Raw genomic sequence first — 19162 nt, forward strand, 5'->3', positions numbered from 1 at the left:
AGTTCCGGGTTTTTGTTTGCAGGTTAACTTAGCGATATGGGCAGAATGACACCCTTGTTTTTGTGGATACTGATGGTACTGTTCCCGGTCTTGCTGTTTTCGCAACAGGATAGTTTGGGCAAAGGCTTTACCACGGATACCCTGTTGCCGGAAGTAGCCGTACAGGCTTTTCAATCCCATCTGCAGTGGAAGGCAGTACCCGCGGCCATCGCCATACTGGGAAGAGCTGATCTGGCCCGTTATGGCAACGCATCGCTGGTACCGGTGATGAATACGGTACCGGGTATACGAGTAGAAGAAAGATCTCCTGCCAGTTATCGCTTATCTATCCGTGGAAGCCTGTTACGCTCGCCTTTTGGTGTTCGTAACGTGAAAGTATATTGGAATGAGATCCCCCTCACAGATGGCGGGGGCAATACGTACCTGAACCTGGTAGACCTGAACCAGCTTAGCGGGGTGGAGATCATTAAAGGTCCGGCAGCCAGTGTGTATGGGGCCGGTACGGGTGGGGCAGTGCTGTTCCGCTCAGAAATGGGGTATACTGCACAACCTATGCATCAATTTTCCGCTGGTTTGCTGGGTGGCTCTTATGGTTTGTTTCAGCAACAGGCAGGCTGGGAATACAGTACCAAACACTTCACTTCTTCCCTGCAACAAAGTCACCAGCAATCAGATGGTTACCGCCAGCAATCAGCTTCGCGGAAAGACAACATTAAGTGGCAGGGCAGCTGGCAGGGAAATACACAGGAACTGACATGGCTGGTATGGTACACAGATTTGTTTTATCAAACGCCGGGAGGAATTACCCTCGCACAAATGCAACAGAATCCGGAACTGGCCCGTCAACCGGCAGGCGCTTTACCCGGTGCCGTGCAGCAGCAAACCGCTATTTATAACAAAACCATACTGGGTGCGGTACAGCAGGAAGTCAAACTCAGTAAACAACTGGTATGGAAAAATTTCCTCAGTCTTAATCATACTTTATTGGCCAATCCTTTTATTACCAATTATGAAAAAAGGGGAGAAGCCAATATAGGTGCAGGTACACAACTGGCTTATTCTATCCGCAAGAACAACACCCGGTTGCAATGGATCAATGGGGTGGAATGGTTACACAACCATTCGCTGATCGATAATTTCGGGAACCGCGGCGGTAAAGCCGATACGGTACAGTTCAGGGATGATATCTACGCCATTCAATGGTTCGCTTTTTCGCAGGCACAACTGAGTCTGGGAGAGAAATGGGTGATCACCGCCGGACTCAGCCTCAACAACCAATCCTATCGGTACAAACGCATCACAGACCCCAATACAGACTTTGTAGCTAAGAAAACCAGCGGGGTACTCACTCCGCGGATAGCGCTGACCTACAGGCTATCCAAAGATATTTCTGTATACCTGCTGGCTGCCAAAGGATTCTCTCCCCCTGCATTAGCCGAACTAAGACCTTCTGACGGAAATTATTATGGTAACCTGGAAGCCGAATACGGATGGAATATGGAAGCGGGCATTAAGGGAGAAACTGCAGACAGCCGCCTGCAATTTGACCTGGCCGCCTATTTTTTTACCCTGCAGAACGCGATTGTACGAAGAACCAATAATGCAGGGGCGGAATATTTTGTGAATGCTGGCAGTACCCGGCAGAACGGACTGGAGGCCTTGCTGAAATACAAACTGATAGATGCAGGCAGCAGATTCATCACCCGTTGGCAGGTCTGGAGCAGTTATAGTTACCAGCCCTATCGCTTTACCGATTATCGTCAGGGCAGTATGGATTATACAGGCAATGCCCTCACGGGTGTGCCCCGCCAGATCTCGGTAACCGGCATGGATCTTGAGATGCAAAAAGGGTGGTATCTGAATGTATCACTCAATGTTACCGGTGCTTTACCCCTCACCGATGCCAATGATGTGTATGCTGATGGGTACCGGCTCGGTCAGCTAAAATGGGGTTACAGGAGTAAGCGGCAGTCAAAACAATGGGATCTTTTTGCGGGGATAGATAACCTGTTGAACCAGCGCTATAGCCTTGGTAATGATATCAATGCACTGGGAAGAAGGTACTATAATCCCGCACCGGGCAGGAATTTGTTTGCCGGGATCCGGTACCGGTTCTGACTGCAACAAAACCTTAACAGTTATTCCTGTAACAGTTCAGCCGGAATGAACACTTATCTTAGCAATAAATACGCAGTATGCCGAATATTCTGATCATAGACGATGAAAAAGCCATCCGCAATGTGCTGAAAGAGATCCTTGCCAATGAGGGGTTTGTGGTAGAGGAAGCTACGGATGGAGAAGAGGGCTGGAAAAAATTCTCGGCCGCTACCTATGATGTGGTTTTATGTGATATCAAAATGCCCAAACTGGATGGACTGGAGTTTCTGCAGAAAGTAATGGAAACCCAATCCGAAACACCGGTGATCATGATCAGCGGACATGGTAATATAGAAACGGCAGTAGATGCGGTAAAGAAAGGCGCATTTGATTATATCTCCAAACCGCCGGATCTGAACCGTTTGCTGATCACCATCCGTAATGCGCTCGATAAAACCACGCTGGTAAAAGAAACCAAAGTCCTGAAACGGAAAGTATCCCGTGTACAGGAAATCATCGGCGAAAGCGAAGGTATTCTCAAAGTAAAAGATACCATTACCAAAGTAGCGCCCACCGATGCACGTGTATTGGTAACGGGCGAAAATGGAAGTGGTAAAGAACTGGTGGCACGCTGGCTGCACGAAAAAAGTAACCGCTCAGGGGCATCCATTGTAGAAGTGAACTGTGCCGCTATTCCCGGCGAACTGATTGAGAGTGAATTGTTTGGGCATGAGAAAGGTTCTTTCACCTCTGCTATCAAACAACGTATCGGCAAATTTGAGCAGGCTAACGGGGGTACGCTTTTTCTGGATGAGATCGGAGACATGAGTTTATCGGCACAGGCCAAAGTGCTGCGTGCCCTGCAGGAAGGAAAGATCACCAGGGTAGGAGGTGATAAAGAGATCGCTGTTGATGTACGGGTGATTGCGGCAACGAACAAAGACCTGCTGCAGGAAGTAAATGAAAAAAATTTCCGGCTTGACCTGTATCACCGTCTGGGTGTGATCCTGATACATGTACCATCCCTCAACGACAGAAGAGAAGATATTCCCCTGCTGGTAGAAAAATTCCTGGCAGATATTGCGGAAGAATACGGGCAGGCTGTAAAATCCATCGATAAAAAAGCCATGGATGCCCTGCAGAAACACAACTGGACGGGTAATATCCGTGAATTGCGCAATGTGGTAGAGCGGCTGATCATCCTTTCAGGTAAAGAAATTTCGGCAGCAGATGTGGCAGCGTATGTGTTGGGGGGAGGTAAATAAGTATATAGGTAAATAAGTAAATAGGTAAATGGGTAAATGGGTAAATGGGTGAATGGGTGTGTTAAAACAACTGGCTAACTATTTTAACGGCCTGGATCCTTTTCGGTACTAAAAAGATATTTTTGTTCTTACTTAACTACAAACTATGGGTTTAATTCTATTCATTATCGGAGTCATTGGCTGGCATGCGGGTATGTATGGTATGTTTAAAAAAGCAGGCATTGAACCCTGGAAAGCACTGGTACCTTTTTATAATACCTGGCTGATTGTGGAGAAAACAGCCATCCGTAAATACTGGTTCTGGTTACAACTGATCCCTATTGCGGGTCAGTTCATTACCATCTGGATCACCATCATTTTTGTGATGCATTTCAAACGGGTAACGGTGATCGATCATGCTTTGACCGTTCTGTTTCCCTTTTTGTATTTCCCCTATCTCGGATTTTCGGAGAAAGAGAAATGGTATGGTGCCGAAGTGTTGAAACATTACCACAAACCCGCTTCGCGCGAATGGATAGATGCGGGCGTATTTGCTGTGGTTGCGGCCACCATTATCCGCACTTTTGTTTTTGAAGCCTATGTAATTCCTACGGGCAGTATGGAAAAAACCCTGCTCATCAACGATTTCCTGTTTGTGAACAAAATGAGTTATGGTGCACGTATTCCGCAAACACCGTTGTCGTTCCCGTTTGTGCATAATATCATGCCTTTCTCCAAAACCATTCCATCCTATATCAAAGAAGTACAGTTACCCTATAAGCGCCTGCCTGCTTTTACAGAAGTGAAAAGAAATGATGTGGTGGTATTTAATTTTCCTGCGGGAGATACCATTATTAACCTGCCCGATTATGGCAGTGCCAATCCCTATTATGATGTACTCCGCTTCCAGTACCGCGGCGATCGGGAAGCTTTTGCACAATCCGGTCTCCCCTTGCTGGTGCATCCCATGGATAAGACCGACAATTATATCAAGCGTTGTGTAGGTGTAGCAGGTGATATTATCCAGGTAAAAAACGGAACCCTTTTTGTGAATAACCAACCTGCCTTATTACCGCCGGCTTCGCAGACTGATTACCTCGTTGAAACCAATGGTACTAATTTTTCGGAAGACTTTCTGCGCGAAGAGCTCGGCATTGATATTGATAACCCCGGCGATCAGGTGCGCCCTATCGACAAACCCGGCACACTGATCTTTAACCTCACCCCCGAACAGGTGCAGAAAGTGAAAAAGCAGCCGAATGTAAAAGCTGTAGCTCCTTTTTCTGATAACCAGATCGGAACCACTTTCCCGAATGATGAAGCCAATTTTCCTTGGACTGTTGATAACTATGGTCCGCTGACCATTCCCAAAAAAGGAGATGTGATCACATTAACTCCGCAGAACATTGCCCTCTATAAAAGATTGATCGGGAACTACGAGCAGAATACATTTGAGGAAGTCAATGGTAAATTCATCATCAACGGAAAAGAGACGAATACGTACACCATTAAATACAATTATTACTGGATGATGGGAGATAACCGTCATCGCAGCCAGGATAGCCGTTTCTGGGGTTTTGTACCCGAAACACATGTGGTAGGTAAAGCTTCCCTGATCTGGTTCAGCTGGGAAAAAGGTCCCCGCTGGAAGCGGTTGTTCAATGGGATAAAATAACTATCTTTAAACACGGAAGGGTCCTCATGGCGAATAGCGATGAGGGCTTTTTTGTCTAAATAAGTCAGTTATGAACCCGGAAAAATACAGTTTCGATTTTGAAGTATATCCTTCCATCAACGAACTATCTGCCGCCGATGCCGAATTACTCCGCGATGCGCAGGCAGCTACCTCAACGGCCTATGCACCTTATTCGCATTTTCAGGTAGGTGCCATGGCCCTGCTGGCCAACGGTAAAAAAGTTACCGGCAGTAACCAGGAGAATGCGAGTTATCCCGTCGGACTTTGTGCCGAGCGTGTTTTATTATCCGCCGCTTCTTCCTTATATCCCGGCATCCCCATCCATACCATTGCTATCAGTTACCAGGGAGAATCGGTTGTCAGTAACCGTCCTATTTCACCCTGTGGTATCTGCAGGCAAACACTGGTAGAATATGAAACCCGTTTCAAACACCCCATCCGTTTGATACTGGGCGGAAAAGAAGGTAAGATCTGGGTAATCCCGCAATCCGGTTTGTTATTGCCGTTTGGGTTTACGGGAGATGACCTTGGGTGAAGGCAATTAGTAATTAGCAATTAGTAATTAAAAATTCAGGGATTTGTAACTTCACTTGCGAGCTTTACTTTTATAAGATTGAACTTTTGTAACACCTTTATTTACGTTGCTATTCATAAAAGTGCAGGGGGCTCTATATATTCAATTACTAACTACTAATTTCTAATTATCTGATCAATACTGTTGTGCCCTTCAAAGACACTCGTTTTCCACCATCGCGTTCTACGTAATCGAGCGTCCATACATACGTGCCGCTGGGTTGCAATTGACTTTTTACGCGGCCATCCCATTTACGGGTCCAGTCTTTGGTTTCAAAGATGATTTGTCCGTAACGGTTATAGATTCTGAAAACAAGATTATCTGCTTTGAATGCATTCAGCGGGTAGAGATAATCATTTAATCCATCGCCGTTGGGTGTAAAAGCGGAGGGTACGGCGATATAACAACTGGCGAGCACGGTTATGATCTTGTAAGCCGTATCGGAACAATTGTATGGGTTGGTGGCAATCAGTTTGGTGGTATAATTGGTTCGCCGCCCGGTTAAAGGATACGATTGTGCGCCGGGTACCTGTTGGTTACTTGTAATGCCATTGCCAAAGATCCAGTTCCAGCGGATCGTATTGGCCGAACTCAGGTCTGTGAAATGCAGGGTATCTGTGGGACAAAGTGTATCTGCCACCGCAAAAGCTGCTTTCACCGTATGATCCTCGAATACAAAACTGCCTCTTGCTGTATCTGAACAAAAGCCGTTGCTAACCAATAACTGCAAACTATACGTACCAAATGCATTAGAAATGTAAACCGGATTCTGCAAGTTGCTCAATGGTACACTATCCAAATGCCATTGCCATGATGTGGTGCCACCATAACCATTATGCGAAAGTCTAAGCGTATCCGATTTGCAACCGGTACTTACGGTACCTGTGAAATCGGCTGTGGTGATATTTTTAGTAGTGAAGGAAAGGGTAGAACCTGCTGGTGTGGTTAGTCCGCATTCATCTATCAATGGGTTACCATCCGAACCGTTTTTGAGGAGAATGGTAAATGTACCGTTGGTTCGGATGGGGGCTGTTAGAATAATGCGGATACTGGTACTTACCCCGTTACTGCAAATACCTGATGCGCTTTTTACTATTACAGGTGCGGGCCCGGTAATGGTAAAATCACTTCCATCTGCGGCAATCGAACTGCAGGCCATGGGTTTGCTGAACACCAGCTCAAGGGTATCTTTGATACAGACCACCGGAACTATGCTATCCATGGGGGTTGGTACGAGGGCAATAAAACGGAGATTGGTTTTGTCGCCGGGAACCAGCGCATTTTCGCAGTTATCGGTTAAGGTATTACCATCATTGCCAACTTTTGCTGTAATGGTATAAATACCTGGTGTTAATGGATTGTCGAGTGTTATCAGGATCGAATCCGAATCAAAGCCTCTTCCACATCCATTACCGGCAGCTGCAATATTATTTCTTGTAACCGGTCCGCTTATAGAAAAGTCAGAACCATCGGCAGCAATAGTTTTACAACTTACTCTACTGGTCAATTTTATCATTACCTGGGTACCATCGCAAATGCCGTATGCGCTGGCAATTTTGGGCACAACGGGGTTTACTATGCTGGCAGTCCCACCTCCCGGTTGTCCGTTTGAGAAAGCCAGCGTATATCCGACTTCACTGGTTTCGCCGGCATTCAGAAAATGGCTTACTAATAAAAGGTATTCGTGCCCTGCAATGATATCCGGCATCTTGGCAAAAGCAGACAGGTTCTGCGAAGGAGAGGATGCACAGGAAAAAACAGATGTGCCTGCTGCAGAAGCACCCGTAGGACCATAGGTTCCCACCCAGTTGGCTGTTATGATCAGATTCGGGTCCGTAAAAACATCATTCGGATCTTTGCCGGTGATATCAAATAACTGCCAGTCATAATCTTCCGGTACAGTATTTAAAGGTGTTATCACAAATCCCAATGTACCGGATTGGTAACAGGTGAACTTATACCAATAGGGATTAGCGGTTGAAAAACTGCCATTGGTGCAACCTTTGGCGGGTACATTGCCACTGGCGCAGATCGGTACTGTTCGCTGCGTAAAGGTAGTGGCGCCACATACGGGGAATGCCGTAGTTGGATTTTGTCCCAATGCCGTACAAGCCTGCGACAAGGATTTTGTATGAAACAATAACAGGGCTATTACAACAAATATGATCTTACCAATACCTCGCATGGCTGTAAAAATATTGCATTCGCCTCTGGATTGGGGCAGGATTTGACAAGGAAATGTTAATTTGAACAGAGGAACAGACGAACAGATGAGCAAGGAACAGAAGATCAGAAGACAGGCAATATTTTATATAAGCTTCATCCGTTCATCTGTTCATCGGTTCCTTGTTCGTCTGTTCCTCTGTTCAAAACAGTGTCTGCACCCCATGCGCGATCTTAAACTCATGTCCGAGCAGCCATTTTTTTCGCCACATACCGCCTCCGTAGCCGGTGAGGGATCGATCGCTGCCGATGACGCGGTGACAGGGTACAATAATGGCTATTTTGTTTTTACCATTGGTGCTGGCTGCGGCGCGGATCACTTTGGGATCGCCGAGGCGTTTGGCCAGATCCATATAACTGATGGTTTTGCCGTAAGCGATTCCCAGTAACTCACTCCATACCCTTGTCTGAAATTCTGTTCCTTCCTGGTGAATGGGGATATCAAAATTGCGGCGCGTACCATGGAAATATTCAATTAGCTGTTCCGTGCATTGGTGCATCACTTCGGTAATACCCGGCTCGCCATAGGCCAGCTGGTCGGAATTGTCTACAAAACTAAGCTCGCCGATATACTGCTCGGTACCACCGATCCGCAGTAACCCAACGGGACTCTCATAGTACGTGTAGTGCAGTTCGCTCATAGGCAGGGTGGGTTAGCCGATGCGTTGTCCGTTTTGGACCGGTTTGTCAGGCTGCAATAAAATTACCTGATTATTTTCATCATACACACCTAAGACCAAACATTCACTAAAAAAGTTGGCGATCTGTTTGGGGGGGAAGTTGACCACCGCCACTACCTGCCTGTTCAGCAGCGCTTCCGGGGTATAATGGTGGGTAATCTGCGCCGAAGACTGTTTGATACCGAGGGGGCCAAAATCAATGGTTAACTGATAGGCCGGTTTTTTTGCCTTCGGAAAATCAGTAACTTTCAGTATGGTTCCGCTGCGGATCTCTACTTTTTCAAAATCATCCCAGTTGATCATATGTTAATTTGAAAATTTGAAAATAGGCAAATTTGAAAATGAGACCACCTATAGGCTGCATACATTTTCAAATTAACACATTTTCAAATTATTTTTTTCATCTAAAATCAAACACACATGAAACGTACTGCAACCGCCATTTGGAACGGATCCGGCAAAGAAGGCAATGGTACCCTTTCTACCCAAAGTACCGTTCTGAACAAAACCCAATACTCTTTTAATTCCCGTTTTGCAGAAGGTGTGGGAACCAATCCCGAAGAGTTGATGGCAGCAGCCCATGCCGGTTGTTTTACTATGAAACTTTCTTTTGTACTGGGCGCCGCAGGGTTTACACCGGAAGCACTCGAAACGAGTTGTGCCATTTCGCTGGAAGAAGGTGTTATCACCAGATCCGACCTATCTGTTAAGGCCAGAGTACCTGGTATAACGCCGGAGAAATTTCAGGAATGTGCGGCAGATGCCAAGGCCAATTGCCCGGTGAGCAAAGTATACAATATGGAAATCAGCCTGGAAGCCATTTTACTATAGTTTGAATACCTGCAACATCATTTCTCACTCTCAGGCTGGTTAGAAATGATGTTGCTCAACTTCTTTTTATGAATATCCGTAAAGCGCAGCTCGAAGATGTTGATGCATTGGCCGGATTATTTGACCAGTACAGGATCTTTTATCAACAACCTTCCGATAAGGAAGCTGCCAAACAATTCCTTTCCGAAAGGATACAGCAAAACGAATCAGTGATCTTCCTCGCTTTCCTGGACGGGAAGCTGGTAGGATTTACCCAGCTCTATCCTGTTTTTTCTTCTATCGGGCTGAAACGGGCCTGGGTGCTTAACGACCTGTATGTAGTTCCGGAAACACGTGGGTCCGGTGCTGCAGATGCTTTACTCAAGGCGGCGCAGGAACTGGGAGCCGAAACAGCGAGTGGCTGGCTGGTACTGCAAACGGCCCATCATAACCATCGCGCACAAAGAGTGTATGAGCGTAATAAATGGGAGAAAGACGAAGAGTTCTTTACCTACTATTACCACTACTGATCAAACAAAGCCGCCAGCTTCAGTAATTCCTGCTGTTTGTAAGCATGCGATGGCCTGTCGAAACATTTGGCCACTTCTTCCAGCAATACCTGTATGATCCGCATATGCGATTGCGGTTTAAAATAGGAAGGAGAGGGGGGCAGCGATAAGCGTTGGAAATAATTTTCAACGTCTTTATGGGAAAATGCCTGCCCGGTAGTAGCATCCACATAAAAATGGATCTTATCCTGCGGATGACCCACATGTGTGGCCGCATCATAATCTGAATGATAAAAAGCAATGATACACTGCCTGGGGATATTGATGATCCTCGCATTGATATCCAGCAGATCGCACATCACCTGGTACAGGATGCCATTGGCCAGCGCATTCCCTTTTTTACTTTCGAGTACTTTATGGATAAAGAACTCGTCGGGGTGCTCGTAATTCACTTCCACCCCTTTTAAATTGTAATAATTATAAATGATGCTGGAGAGTACATTGGCCTGTTCAAGCGGCGTTAAAAAGCTGTTCAGTTCCAGCCATACATTACGGCGGATTTTTTCTACATCCTGCAACACAGGTGTGGTATGCAGATCGGGGTATTGAAATTTGGCAACCAGCAGGGCACCGAATAAAAGATCGTGATAAGCACTGTCGCGCCATTCTATCAGGTCGTGCTCCAGGTCGGTGAAATGCAGGTGGTGAATGATCATTTCGATCCGCTCCTGTACGTCTTCACTGAGCGTGGTTTCCCAGAGATGCTCGAGGTTGGGAATGATATTCTTACCGTACGCTACAATCTTCTCCGAAACGGTGGAATACACTTCCTCATCCGGGTCATCTATTAATGTAAACAGCGCGTTGATCTCTCTGGTTTCCTGCATAGATGTTACTACATGGGGGTAATCAGTATGGTATTCAGTTGATTCCCATGTGCTTTCAGCATCAAACTAAATTATTTTTTTCGGATATGTGTGCAGGAAGTTATCCCACAGGTGTGGAAATATGGCAAAGCTTTAACATAATAAACAGTTGTTTGCTTCGTTATGGGCAACCCATCTCTAAAAAAAAGCGGGTTTAACAGTCCCGATACTTCATTAATAGGTACCTTTGCACATTATCAGTAAAGTTATCTATGTCACAGTTTGCCATTCCCAAATTCCCCAGTACCGAATCCAATCAATCCTTACACACAGACCTCAAAAAAAGAGTACAGGCTTATTTTGATGAACGCGGTATCGATTCTACCGGAAACCCTAAGTTATTTACCAAAGCCATCATCATGGTGATCGGTTTTGTATTGGTGTATATTCATTTACTCGTCTGGACACCTGTCTGGTATGTTGCCCTGGCGGAATGTGTTGTTTTAGGCGGTTTTGTTGCCGCTATCGGCTTTAATGTGATGCACGATGGTAGCCACGGCAGTTTCAGCAATAACAAAGTGATGAACCGCATTGCGGCTTCTTCTATCAGCCTGCTCGGTGCCAACCATTTTATGTGGAACATGAAACATAACATGATCCACCACAGTTTTACCAATATCGACGGGGTGGATGATGATATCGAGATCGGCATTCTCATGCGGATGGCCCCCACACAGAAGCGGTATAAAATGCATCGTTTCCAGCATTTCTATTTCTGGTTCCTCTATATGTTGTTATATGTGTTCTGGATCTTCTTCACCGATTACCAGAAATATTTTTCCAAAAAGATCGGTAATGTGCCTTTGAAGAAAATGAGCTTTGCAGATCATTTTGAATTCTGGAGCGTGAAAGTGTACCATGCTGCTGTATTTATCGTGATTCCCATCATTGCAGTGGGTTGGGTAAGCTGGATAGTAGGTTTTTTAACCATGAGCCTGTTTGCCGGGTTTGTACTGAGTATTGTATTCCAGCTGGCGCATACGGTAGAACATACTTCTTTTCCTGTGGCAGATGTGGATACGCATAAAATGCCCGATGAATTTGCCGCTCACCAGATCAAAACAACCGCCAATTTTGCTACCAATAACAAACTCGTTAGCTGGCTGGTAGGTGGACTGAATTTCCAGATCGAACACCATCTGTTTCCTAAGATTTCACACGTACACTATCCCGCCATCAGCGAGATCGTAAGAAATGTATGCCGCGAATACCAGTTGCAGTATATCGAGTATCCTACCATGCGCAGAGCAGTAGTGGCGCACGTCAGGTTTCTGCGGCAGATGGGGAAATACGACTAAATCACTAAACGGTTTATAAGTAAAAAGACAAAATTAAAAAGTCAAAAGAAATCGCTCTCTTTTGACTTTTTAATTTTGTCTTTTGAATTTTATCAGTGTTATTTTTTCTTCGCCGCCTTTTTAGGTGCCGCTTTTTTGGCTGCTTTTTTTACCGTTTTAGTAGCCGTTTTTTTGGCGGCGCTTTTTTTGGCAAATGCATTAGGTACCTGGGCCTCGATCATTTTTTTGATCTCTTCCAGTTCCACATCGGCCAGTTCTTCCGGCGTGTATTTGCCCGCATCGGCTTTACGGCCCATTTTCAGCATTTTTTTATTGAAGCGGATGAAGGGGCCCCAACGTCCATTTTCAATGGAGATCTTCTCAGCAGGCCATTGTTTGATAAAGCGGTTGGCTTCCTTATCAATTTTCTTACTGATCAGTTCATCGATATCGCTTTGCGAGAGTGCATCAAAATTATAGGCCCGTGGAATATTGATATACATATCGTTCCACTTGATAAATGGCCCGAAACGTCCCTTGCCTTTGGTTACCGGTAATTCATTGTAGAAAGCGATCGGTGCATCGGCCAGCTGCTTCTCGTTGATCAGCTGGATGGCCCTGTCGAGTTCAATGGTATGCAGGTCCTCACCTTTGGGGATTGAGATAAATTGCTCGCCCAGTTTAATATAGGGACCAAAACGGCCTACGTTTACAGAGAGTTCCTGTCCTTCATATTCGCCCAGTGTTCGTGGCAGGGAGAACAGTTGCATGGCTTCTTCCATGGTAATGGTCTCAATGCTCTGATCCTGACGCAGTTTGGCAAACCGGGGTTTCTCTTCTTCATTGGCCGTATCGCCGATCTGCACCATGGGGCCATAGCGGCCCATACGGGCGATCACTTTTTTGCCGGTGACCTCATCCATACCCAGCTCCCTTTCGCCCTTGGCACGCTCCGCATTCTCGAGTGTATGCTCAATGGTTTCGTGGAAGGGCTTGTAAAAGCCATCGATCATATTACTCCAGGCAATTTTTCCCTCGGCAATCAGGTCAAACTCCTGCTCAATCTTGGCGGTAAAGCCAAAATCCATCACCTTGGTAAAATATTGTTTCAGGAAGTCGGTTACTACGGCACCGAGGTCGGTGGGGAATAATTTGTTCTTCTCCGCACCGGTGTTTTCCTGTAAAATCTCTTTCTCTACCGCGTCTTTTTTGGTAAGGGTGAGTAACCTGATCTCTCTTTTCACACCTTCCTTATCCCGCTTCTCTACATAATTCCGCTTCATAATGGTAGAGATCGTAGGAGCGTAAGTTGAAGGACGTCCGATACCCAGTTCCTCCAGTTTCTTCACCAGCGAAGCTTCCGTATAACGGGCAGCCGGGCGGGTAAATTTTTCAGTGGCCGTCATGCGGGTAAAATCCAGCACCTGTCCTGCGGCCAGCGGCGGCAGCATACCTTCGGTGCTTTCTTCATCTTCTTCGTCTTTACCTTCGAGATATACTTTCAGGAAACCGTCGAATTTCATCACTTCGCCGTTGGCAGAAAGTGTTTCGTTATTGCTGCTAACATTGATCCGGGCCGTGGTTTTCTCAAATTCGGCATCACTCATCTGCGAAGCAATGGTTCGCTTCCAGATCAGTTCGTATAATCTTCGGGTATCTTCATCTTCCACCGAAGTATTGCTCATATAAGTAGGGCGGATGGCTTCGTGGGCTTCCTGCGCATTTTCGTTTTTGTTCTTGAATTTGCGTGGCTGGTGGTATTCGCTGCCATAGGCTTTGGTAACCTGGTTGCGGATATCATCAAGTGCGGTATCACTCAGGTTGATACTGTCTGTACGCATGTACGTGATCTTACCGCTTTCGTATAGTTTCTGCGCCAGCAACATGGTTTTACTCACACTGTAACCCATTTTACGGGAGGCTTCCTGTTGAAGGGTAGAAGTGGTAAAAGGTGCAGCAGGTGTACGTTTGGCCGGTTTTACCTGTATGTCTGTAACGGTATAGCGGGCACCCTTGCAGGTTTCGAGAAAAGCTTTCGCATCTGTCTCGGTCTGCATTTTATTGGGGCCTTCTGCTTTGAACGTAACGGTTTTGCCGTTGATATCAGGTGAAGTAAAATAGGCTTCTACCTTATAACTGCTCTCGGGAATAAACTGATTGATCTCTCTTTCGCGTTCAACGATCAGTCTAACGGCCACACTCTGTACACGGCCGGCACTGAGGCTGCGCTGCATGCCGATCTTGCGCCAGAGTACCGGACTCAGTTCAAAACCCACCAGCCTGTCTAATACGCGCCTTGCCTGCTGGGCATTCACCAGGTTCATATTGATAAGGCGGGGATTATCTACCGCTTTGCGGATGGCCGGTGCAGTGATCTCGTGAAAAACGATCCGCTTGGTTACTTTTGGGTCCAGACCCAATACTTCGGCCAGGTGCCAGCTGATGCTTTCCCCTTCACGGTCCTCATCCGATGCCAGCCATACTTCGTCTGCTTTTTTGGCCAGTTGACGCAATTCTTTTACCACACGTTCTTTATCGTCGGGTACTTTGTACCTGGGCTGGTAATGATTGTTTACATCAATGCCCATGTCATCTTTTTCCAGGTCACGGATATGGCCATAACAGCTTTTCACCTCAAAATCTTTTCCGAGGATCTTCTCTATGGTTTTGGCTTTTGCCGGTGACTCAACGATCAGTAAGTTCTTTGCCATACAGCCTTTTCATCCGCCTCTGACGGTTCTTTTATATGGTTCTTCGAAAATGTCCAACCCCCTAAAAAAGTCTCCCCGGATGGGGAGAAAATAAGGTGTCTGACCCTGCAATATTAGTTGAAACCGGCAAAACACAAAAAATATCAGGAAACCGGGTTACTGAAAAAATGCACGATCCGGCTGCAGATCCGGTTGTCTTTGTACACTTTACTATGGCCCAACTGCTCGGTTATTTCAAACTGTACATGCGGCAGATCCTGCGTCAGCAGTGGTTTTACGTCTTCAAAAGAGCAGATCGTATCCTGCCGGTCGTGTACCCATAAAACCGGGGCATGCAGGGCTTTTACCGCCCGGCTCACAGAATAGTAGCTGACAGGATGTTCGGTCAGTTCGCCAATCAAACCGGTAAAAGCCAGTTTTACTTTATCATCTACGGGTATGAGGGTAAAGAAATTTTCGATGGCCCGGTTGGTTTCGGTAGCCGGGGCCACCAATACCAGTTTTCGGTTTTCATTACCCGGCAAAACCTCAAAAGCCAGAGCAGCGGCTAATCCGCCCAGCGAATGTCCCATGATGCCGTACAGGGGGCCGAACAGTTTTTCTATTGCTAACAGGGCGCACTTATATATATAGGCATTGATCAGTTTACCCTCACTGGTACCATGGGCGGGGGCATCGAAAGCCAGCACTTCAAACCCTTCTTTTTTCAAGGGTTGAATGTATTTCTCGAATTTGTAGCTATAACTGCTGAAACCATGTACAATCAGGACCTTTTTCCCGTTGGGATGTTCCGGTAACCAGCGAAAGCCCCGGATGGTAAGGCCATCCATCTCAAAAGACAGTTTCTCCGCCTTGTGAAATACCGGTGGTGATTTTTTGGGGAGTTTAACGGGGAAAGGGGTACAGAAGATCTTATAAGCGGTTTCGGCAGCTTTACGCGGCGAAACCAGGCCAATCAGTTTGAGTTTGTTTTTATAATACCCTATGAGCAGCCTTTGTGCTAATTTCATCTTCATAAGATCAAAGATATGCAGGTTAGTATCATAGGTGCGGGTAATGTTGCCACGGTGCTGGGGAGGGAGTTGTGTAGGGTAAATGAAGTGGATAAAGTAAATAAAGTAAATAAAGTAAATAAAGTAAATAAAGTATACAAAGTAGCGCAGGTATATGCAAGAGATGCAGTGAGTGCCAACAAACTGGCAGTGGAACTGGGGGCGGAAGCTATTACTGATCTGGGCAGATTGGAGGGCAGTGCGGATCTTTACCTGGTAGCCGTTACGGATGAAGCTTTACCGGAAATAGCGGCCCGCCTGGCACTGCAGGACCGGCTGGTGATTCATACAGCAGGTTCGGTTCCGAAAACACTGTTACAGCATGTGAGTACCCGTTATGGTGTACTCTGGCCCATGAAAATGATCAGGAAAGATATGCCCGCGCTTGGGCCGGTAACGATGGTAGTGGATGGGAGCTCGGATGAAGTGATCAGGCAGGTGGAAGAACTGGCGGCGGTTTTTACTGATACGATTGTCAGGGCAGATGATGAGATGCGTTTGAAAATGCACCTGGTAGCGGCTTTTACGTCTAATTTCAGCAACCATTTGTACCACCTGGCGGCAGATTTCTGTGCAGCAGAAAAGATTGATTTCGGTTTATTTTATCCGATCATTGAAGCTACGGTACAGAATCTGTTGCAGCAGCACCCGGCACAGGCACAGGCCGGACCGGCTTTTCGCGGCGACCGGCAAACGGAAGAAAAACACCTGGTTTTACTGGAACAGTACCCACAGGCAAAACAACTGTACCAGGTATTGAGCAACAGTATTCGCCAAAGCTTCCGGGGTTAACACAAAAAGAAGTGCCGGTAGAAACCGGCACCGAATTATTCAACCTGCTTTATCCGAAAAACTATTTTTATAGACGCTCTTGTTATTAACAGGGTAAAATTGCAAAAGTCAGGGGGATACCCCCTAACGCATTCTGCCAAAGTGCTCCTATTTTCTGCCAAAGGCTTTTTTCAGGCGGCGGAGGAAAATAGAAAGGCGAGATCTATGCATTAAAATTTATTTATATTGATAATCGCTGGTTAATTAGCTTACTGTTTGCAGTATTGTTTACAGTTTTCTTTCCTTCCTTAAACTTTTCCGTAACTCGAATGGTTAAATAAGGATTCTAAGATACTTTTGCCACCCAACACGGATGTATGTATACGATTAAGATCAAATTTGAAGAAAAGGGGCTCGAACCCGTTACCCTGACCAATATCGCGCCCGACCAGAGCCTGCTGGAAGTGTGTTTAGACAATAATATTGAACTGCACCATAACTGTGGAGCTGTTTGTGCCTGCAGTACCTGTCATATTTATGTAGACAATGGCATGACTTACCTGGAAGAGCTGGGCGACAGGGAAGAGGATTTTATAGACCGTGCCGTTAATCCACGCATCAATTCAAGGCTGGGTTGCCAGTGTGTGTTACAGGCCGGCAGCGGCGAAGTGGAGATTACCCTGCCCGACCAGACCCAATTCTTAGGCGAATAAGCGCATTGCAAACCCAAACACCCAACACAAATCCCTAACCCGACATGAGCCATTTTGAACCGCCGATACACTGGAACGACCACGAAGATATTGCGATGAAATTATATGAGCGCTTCGGCGATGAGTTTAACGAAGGCAGAATTTACCGGGTCCGTTTTACCGACCTGCTGGAGTGGATCCTCGAGATCCCTAACTTCGATGGCACCCGCGAGCAAAGCACCGAAGGGCACCTGGAAATGATCCAGAGCAGTTGGGTGTACGAGTGGAGAGACAATCAGAAATAGTCGGTTTCTCAGTTTACTGGTGGCAGTATATACCAATAAACAAGAAAACCAGTAACCTAATAAACCAGGCAACCGATTGCTGCACAAATTTAAACATATCACCACTTTTGTTTTTGATGTTGACGGCGTATTAACCGATGGCAATCTGCTGGTTTTGCCAGGTGGTGTTATGGCACGAAGTATGAGTATCAAGGATGGCTATGCGTTGCAGCTTGCTGTTAAAAAAGGATATCGCGTACTGGTGATTTCGGGTGGTAATTCTCCCGAAGTAAAAGACAGGCTTGAAAAACTGGGTGTAACCAATGTTTGGATGCAGGTGAGTGATAAACCTGCTGTATTAAAGGAATATATGCAAAAGCATGAATTGGCTGCGGAAGCTGTTTTATACATGGGTGATGATATGCCTGATCTGCAGGTGATACAGCTGGCAGGTCTGCCCTGCTGCCCGGCAGATGCTGTACAGGAGATCAAAGAAAAATCGGTTTATATTTCCCATCTTACGGGAGGAACGGGTTGTGTAAGGGATGTGATAGAAAAAGTAATGAAACTGCGTGGCGATTGGGGAGAAGACAGTAGTGTAAGAGCACAATAAACCCTATCGCGGTTACGCGGTGATCGTATATCGTTAAATGCAGATTTTGAAAATACTCGCTGCTTTCTTCCGGCTGGTTCGCTGGCCTAATCTGGTCTTTATTGCACTTACGCAGGTGCTGTTCGAGTATTGTGTTTATCGGGGAATTTATGCGCCTGTGGGAAATACCCCTGGAGAAACCAGGCAGTTTATTTTTCTTCTATCAGCATCTGTATTGATTGCTGCTGCAGGTTATATCATCAATGATTATTTTGATCTGAACATAGACCAGGTAAACAAACCGGATAAAGTGGTGGTGAATGTGATTATCAGTCGCCGCTGGGTTATTTTCTGGCATATGTTCCTGAGTTTGCTCGGACTCTTCTTCACCGTATCTGCATTATCCATAGCCGATTACTGGCACCTGGTACTCGCCAACTTTGCAAGTATTATCTTATTGTGGTTTTACTCCACCAACCTGAAAAAACAATTGCTGATCGGCAATGTGCTGATCTCGGTATTAACCGCATGGGTAATACTGGTGATCTTTTTTGCAAAATATCCACTCAACATCCGCTCTTTGTTACTGGCAGATCATAACGAAATCCGGTTCTTCCGTTTTGCGGTATTGTATGCATCTTTCGCCTTTATTATTTCGCTGATCCGTGAAGTGGTAAAAGACATGGAAGACGTGGAGGGCGACCGCAAATACGGCTGCCGTACCATGCCCATTCTCTGGGGAATGAATGCAAGCAAAGTATTTGTGGCGGTATGGATCATCGTATTGGTAGCCGTGCTGAGTGTTCTGCAGGTGTATGTGATCCCGTTTGGCTGGTGGCATAGTGCTTTGTACTGCCTGTTGCTGATCATCTTTCCCCTGCTCTGGGTGTTACGGAAACTGTTCAGGGCCAAAACACCGGACGACTTTCATCAACTCAGTACCGTCGTAAAACTGGTCATGTTCACCGGAATTCTTTCCATGTTCTTTTTCAGGATTTATTTCTCCCACTAAATCAGTCGTTGT

Annotated in this window: 18 protein-coding genes; 12 read left to right on the forward strand and 6 right to left on the reverse strand. The window is 46.1% G+C overall.

The features are described 5' to 3' along the window. Positions 1–36 precede the first annotated feature (36 nt). From AC1RNB_RS01995 to AC1RNB_RS02010, 4 genes are all read left to right on the forward strand, one after another. Positions 37–2118 carry a TonB-dependent receptor gene (locus tag AC1RNB_RS01995; protein ID WP_493080243.1) on the forward strand — a complete coding sequence of 694 codons (2082 nt, stop codon included), beginning with the start codon at positions 37–39 and terminating at the stop codon, positions 2116–2118. 77 nt (positions 2119–2195) lie between these two features. Next, entirely contained in the window at positions 2196–3362 is a 1167-nt protein-coding gene (locus tag AC1RNB_RS02000) for a sigma-54-dependent transcriptional regulator (RefSeq protein WP_493080244.1), read from the forward strand. A gap of 145 nt (positions 3363–3507) precedes the next feature. Then, complete coding sequence (gene lepB, locus AC1RNB_RS02005; RefSeq protein WP_493080246.1) at positions 3508–5016, forward strand: signal peptidase I; 1509 nt, start codon at positions 3508–3510, stop codon at positions 5014–5016. A gap of 70 nt (positions 5017–5086) precedes the next feature. After that, on the forward strand, positions 5087–5572 hold the full coding sequence (locus tag AC1RNB_RS02010) for a cytidine deaminase (RefSeq protein WP_493080248.1): 486 nt from the start codon (positions 5087–5089) through the stop codon (positions 5570–5572). Between the two features lie 166 nt (positions 5573–5738). Here AC1RNB_RS02010 and AC1RNB_RS02015 read toward each other — a convergent pair whose 3' ends face one another. The 3 genes from AC1RNB_RS02015 to AC1RNB_RS02025 all read right to left on the reverse strand — a co-directional run bounded on the left by AC1RNB_RS02015 (position 5739) and on the right by AC1RNB_RS02025 (position 8817). Then, positions 5739–7796, reverse strand: coding sequence for a T9SS type B sorting domain-containing protein (locus tag AC1RNB_RS02015; protein WP_493080249.1), 2058 nt, complete (start codon positions 7794–7796; stop codon positions 5739–5741). Positions 7797–7977: 181 nt separating this feature from the next. Beyond that, on the reverse strand, positions 7978–8475 hold the full coding sequence (locus AC1RNB_RS02020; protein ID WP_493080251.1) for a methylated-DNA--[protein]-cysteine S-methyltransferase: 498 nt from the start codon (positions 8473–8475) through the stop codon (positions 7978–7980). A gap of 12 nt (positions 8476–8487) precedes the next feature. Beyond that, positions 8488–8817: a tRNA-binding protein gene (locus AC1RNB_RS02025; protein WP_493080252.1), complete on the reverse strand. Its 330-nt coding sequence runs from the start codon at positions 8815–8817 to the stop codon at positions 8488–8490. Positions 8818–8934: 117 nt separating this feature from the next. Between AC1RNB_RS02025 and AC1RNB_RS02030 the strand changes: the two genes are divergently transcribed. Both AC1RNB_RS02030 and AC1RNB_RS02035 read left to right on the forward strand, forming a co-directional pair. Then, entirely contained in the window at positions 8935–9345 is a 411-nt protein-coding gene (locus AC1RNB_RS02030) for an OsmC family protein (RefSeq protein WP_493080254.1), read from the forward strand. A gap of 68 nt (positions 9346–9413) precedes the next feature. Next, positions 9414–9854, forward strand: coding sequence for a GNAT family N-acetyltransferase (locus AC1RNB_RS02035; RefSeq protein ID WP_493080256.1), 441 nt, complete (start codon positions 9414–9416; stop codon positions 9852–9854). On the opposite strand, the gene AC1RNB_RS02040 is transcribed toward AC1RNB_RS02035, so the two are convergent. Next, positions 9848–10720 (reverse strand): transglutaminase family protein, encoded by an 873-nt coding sequence (locus tag AC1RNB_RS02040; RefSeq protein ID WP_493080258.1) that lies wholly within the window; start codon positions 10718–10720, stop codon positions 9848–9850. The two genes, AC1RNB_RS02035 and AC1RNB_RS02040, sit on opposite strands and share 7 nt — an antisense overlap. A gap of 251 nt (positions 10721–10971) precedes the next feature. On the opposite strand from AC1RNB_RS02040, the gene AC1RNB_RS02045 reads away from it, so the two are divergent. Next, entirely contained in the window at positions 10972–12057 is a 1086-nt protein-coding gene (locus tag AC1RNB_RS02045; RefSeq protein ID WP_493080259.1) for a fatty acid desaturase family protein, read from the forward strand. Positions 12058–12155: 98 nt separating this feature from the next. Here the strand turns inward: AC1RNB_RS02045 and topA are convergent, their stop codons facing one another. Both topA and AC1RNB_RS02055 read right to left on the reverse strand, forming a co-directional pair. Beyond that, complete coding sequence (gene topA / locus AC1RNB_RS02050; protein ID WP_493080260.1) at positions 12156–14747, reverse strand: type I DNA topoisomerase; 2592 nt, start codon at positions 14745–14747, stop codon at positions 12156–12158. 143 nt (positions 14748–14890) lie between these two features. Next, a complete protein-coding gene (locus AC1RNB_RS02055) occupies positions 14891–15763 on the reverse strand; it encodes an alpha/beta hydrolase (RefSeq protein ID WP_493080261.1) in 873 nt (290 codons plus the stop codon). A 12-nt stretch (positions 15764–15775) separates the two neighbouring features. Between AC1RNB_RS02055 and AC1RNB_RS02060 the strand changes: the two genes are divergently transcribed. From AC1RNB_RS02060 to AC1RNB_RS02080, 5 genes are all read left to right on the forward strand, one after another. Further along, the gene (locus AC1RNB_RS02060; protein ID WP_493080263.1) at positions 15776–16591 is read left to right on the forward strand and encodes a Rossmann-like and DUF2520 domain-containing protein; all 816 of its coding nucleotides are present in this window, start codon (positions 15776–15778) and stop codon (positions 16589–16591) included. A 356-nt stretch (positions 16592–16947) separates the two neighbouring features. Next, positions 16948–17283, forward strand: a complete 336-nt coding sequence (locus AC1RNB_RS02065) for a 2Fe-2S iron-sulfur cluster-binding protein (RefSeq protein ID WP_493080265.1) — start codon at positions 16948–16950, stop codon at positions 17281–17283. Between the two features lie 44 nt (positions 17284–17327). Beyond that, positions 17328–17567 (forward strand): Fe-S cluster assembly protein IscX, encoded by a 240-nt coding sequence (gene iscX / locus AC1RNB_RS02070; RefSeq protein WP_493080266.1) that lies wholly within the window; start codon positions 17328–17330, stop codon positions 17565–17567. A gap of 76 nt (positions 17568–17643) precedes the next feature. Beyond that, positions 17644–18159 carry a KdsC family phosphatase gene (locus AC1RNB_RS02075; protein WP_493080267.1) on the forward strand — a complete coding sequence of 172 codons (516 nt, stop codon included), beginning with the start codon at positions 17644–17646 and terminating at the stop codon, positions 18157–18159. Between the two features lie 46 nt (positions 18160–18205). Then, the gene (locus tag AC1RNB_RS02080; RefSeq protein ID WP_493080268.1) at positions 18206–19150 is read left to right on the forward strand and encodes a geranylgeranylglycerol-phosphate geranylgeranyltransferase; all 945 of its coding nucleotides are present in this window, start codon (positions 18206–18208) and stop codon (positions 19148–19150) included. Positions 19151–19162: the final 12 nt, after the last annotated feature.

The organism is Sediminibacterium sp. GW821-FHT12F12 (assembly GCF_058806635.1).

Coding starts and splice junctions, on each gene's coding strand:
- AC1RNB_RS01995 (WP_493080243.1), top strand. CDS start 37: ATGGGCAGAATGACACCCTTGTTTTTGTGGATACTGATGGTACTGTTC.
- AC1RNB_RS02000 (WP_493080244.1), top strand. CDS start 2,196: ATGCCGAATATTCTGATCATAGACGATGAAAAAGCCATCCGCAATGTG.
- lepB (WP_493080246.1), top strand. CDS start 3,508: ATGGGTTTAATTCTATTCATTATCGGAGTCATTGGCTGGCATGCGGGT.
- AC1RNB_RS02010 (WP_493080248.1), top strand. CDS start 5,087: ATGAACCCGGAAAAATACAGTTTCGATTTTGAAGTATATCCTTCCATC.
- AC1RNB_RS02015 (WP_493080249.1), bottom strand. CDS start 7,796: ATGCGAGGTATTGGTAAGATCATATTTGTTGTAATAGCCCTGTTATTG.
- AC1RNB_RS02020 (WP_493080251.1), bottom strand. CDS start 8,475: ATGAGCGAACTGCACTACACGTACTATGAGAGTCCCGTTGGGTTACTG.
- AC1RNB_RS02025 (WP_493080252.1), bottom strand. CDS start 8,817: ATGATCAACTGGGATGATTTTGAAAAAGTAGAGATCCGCAGCGGAACC.
- AC1RNB_RS02030 (WP_493080254.1), top strand. CDS start 8,935: ATGAAACGTACTGCAACCGCCATTTGGAACGGATCCGGCAAAGAAGGC.
- AC1RNB_RS02035 (WP_493080256.1), top strand. CDS start 9,414: ATGAATATCCGTAAAGCGCAGCTCGAAGATGTTGATGCATTGGCCGGA.
- AC1RNB_RS02040 (WP_493080258.1), bottom strand. CDS start 10,720: ATGCAGGAAACCAGAGAGATCAACGCGCTGTTTACATTAATAGATGAC.
- AC1RNB_RS02045 (WP_493080259.1), top strand. CDS start 10,972: ATGTCACAGTTTGCCATTCCCAAATTCCCCAGTACCGAATCCAATCAA.
- topA (WP_493080260.1), bottom strand. CDS start 14,747: ATGGCAAAGAACTTACTGATCGTTGAGTCACCGGCAAAAGCCAAAACC.
- AC1RNB_RS02055 (WP_493080261.1), bottom strand. CDS start 15,763: ATGAAGATGAAATTAGCACAAAGGCTGCTCATAGGGTATTATAAAAAC.
- AC1RNB_RS02060 (WP_493080263.1), top strand. CDS start 15,776: ATGCAGGTTAGTATCATAGGTGCGGGTAATGTTGCCACGGTGCTGGGG.
- AC1RNB_RS02065 (WP_493080265.1), top strand. CDS start 16,948: ATGTATACGATTAAGATCAAATTTGAAGAAAAGGGGCTCGAACCCGTT.
- iscX (WP_493080266.1), top strand. CDS start 17,328: ATGAGCCATTTTGAACCGCCGATACACTGGAACGACCACGAAGATATT.